Source organism: Alicyclobacillus sendaiensis NBRC 100866 (genome assembly GCF_001552675.1).
GTDB lineage: Bacteria > Bacillota > Bacilli > Alicyclobacillales > Alicyclobacillaceae > Alicyclobacillus > Alicyclobacillus sendaiensis.
Genome location: NZ_BCRQ01000121.1, coordinates 1 through 1,926, shown reverse-complemented (window position 1 = coordinate 1,926; position 1,926 = coordinate 1). Strand labels below are relative to the sequence as shown.

Sequence of the window (1,926 nt, the reverse complement as noted above, 5' to 3'; positions counted from 1 at the left end):
CTCCTCCTTACAACAACATGAATGTAGCTAGACTGAAGTTCGGTGACGAAGGTCACCCTGGACTGGCCATTCGTCACTGTCCCCGCGTACCTGGAGTACTTCAAGAGGGTTCAAGCGATCTCTTTACGCCCAGCATCCGAGCTCAGAGCCCCTCGCCAACCTCCGGAACGCAGGAAGACATCCCTCCCTTCAGTGGCTACCTGTACCCATCCCTCTCCTGGCTTTTGCCGCCAGGATTCGACACCACGAGGGCTGTTCTCAGCAATGCAGGCCACTCTAGCAAGTTATGTATCCTAAGACAGTAGCCTCATTGCCGCATTATACGCTTTCTTCCCTTGCAAGTAAAGACCTTGTGAGGAAGGATGGCGCAGTTTTCGGCATATTCTCGGGTTTAAGGCGAGATTGACCTCTAGGTGCAAGGCTCGCCACTGCCGACGCCTACATGGTTCGATGGGCCTTTTTTGTTTGTGAGGGTCCGCCATCGGAATCGCGCATGTTTTTGCAGCTTGCGCGCACTCACATACGATTGAGTCTGATCCCGGCGGTCTGATACAGTGATGTTCGTCCGCCGCAACGTCGTTTTGGGGGTGCCGACCATGACATCGTTTGTGACGCTGGCCGGCGTGTGGACCGACGAGATCGTCGAGAAAAAATCAAGGTTCATCGCCTCGGCCGTACCTGTTCGAACCGAGGCGGAGGCGCTCGCGGCCCTGGAGCGCGTCCGAGATGAACACCGGGACGCTCGTCATCACGTGTATGCGTACAGGATAGGGATCCAAGTCCCGCACGAGCGGTTTTCCGATGATGGCGAACCGAGCGGCACAGCCGGTCGGCCAGTGCTCGAGGTGATTCGCCGGAAGGAGCTGACCAACGTCTTGGTGATTGTCACGCGATACTTCGGCGGTATCCTGCTCGGCGCAAACGGTTTGGTCCGGGCGTATACCGAGGCCGCGGCGATGGTCTTGGAGCGGGCGCCCAAGCTCGTGTGCGCCCGAATGTGCGATATCCTCGTCACCTGCGGTTATGAGCACTACGGCAGACTGCTGCACCTGCTCGAACAGACAGGTCTCCGGCTGTACGACGCCGAGTTCACGGACGTTGTCCGGTTTCGACTGGTGGTGCGCGAGGCGGATGTGCCAGGCACGGTTGCGCTGGTCACCGATGCGACGTCCGGGCAGGCGACATGCGACGTCCGCCCGCCCGCCTATGTAGGCATCACAGATGCCGGTGAACTGGTCCGAGACGTGTGGCTCCCCGAACACGACGCGCCTGGACAGACTTAGAAGCGCGGATACGCGACGCCTCGAGCGAGTTGCAGGATCAGTGCGGAGCGCGCACCCAGGACGCGTTCCACCACGCGCGGCCTTGGCATTCGGACCATGAAGTCAATCCCGCCCTCCATTCGGACCGCGGTCTCCTCCGTGCTGATGGCGCGCACGCCTCGAATGGCATCGATGCGAAAGAACCCTTGCGCGCCGTCGTTCCGCCCGATGGGCGTACGCACCCGAAGTTGAGCATATGCAAGTCCTGCCGTCGGAATGACGACGGGCGCAAACAAACTCCGATTCAGGTCTTCCTCACACGCTCGGCGCAGGTCGCGCTGCGAGATGGCAAAATGGCGAAGCAGGGTTTCCCGCACCCATTGCGCGCGATGGGGCAGGTAGAACATCGAGCCATTCGCGAGCAGGACAAGCGTCCGATTCCCTTGACAGTACACGGGTACAAACGCGGTGATGTGGCGCGCAATCTCGCCCATCCTCGGCGCATCCGCCTCGGTGTGCACGGGGACATTGTCCATCGGGTGGTGGTTGGGTTCTGGCAGGATAAACATTGAACACATTCCTCCTTCATGGCTTTCATTCTTGAAAGCTGTTCCTTCCGTCGTGATTAGAATGATTGGAGATCCCTACCTCTTTGAGCGTAGGG

The 1,926-nt window shown here is 59.5% G+C and carries 2 protein-coding genes; one reads left to right on the top strand and one right to left on the bottom strand.

Annotated elements, in window-relative coordinates; genetic code table 11:
* Positions 1-596 precede the first annotated feature (596 nt).
* Entirely contained in the window at positions 597-1,283 is a 687-nt protein-coding gene (locus AS26_RS13485; protein WP_062310633.1) for an IMPACT family protein, read from the top strand.
* On the opposite strand, the gene AS26_RS13480 is transcribed toward AS26_RS13485, so the two are convergent.
* Positions 1,280-1,831, bottom strand: coding sequence for a hypothetical protein (locus AS26_RS13480; protein WP_062310630.1), 552 nt, complete (start codon positions 1,829-1,831; stop codon positions 1,280-1,282). The genes AS26_RS13485 and AS26_RS13480 overlap by 4 nt on opposite strands.
* Positions 1,832-1,926: the final 95 nt, after the last annotated feature.

What these genes read in the sequence shown, in the direction of transcription:
- AS26_RS13485 (WP_062310633.1), top strand. Translation starts at nt 597, where the DNA reads ATGACATCGTTTGTGACGCTGGCCGGCGTGTGGACCGACGAGATCGTC.
- AS26_RS13480 (WP_062310630.1), bottom strand. Translation starts at nt 1,831, where the DNA reads ATGTTTATCCTGCCAGAACCCAACCACCACCCGATGGACAATGTCCCC.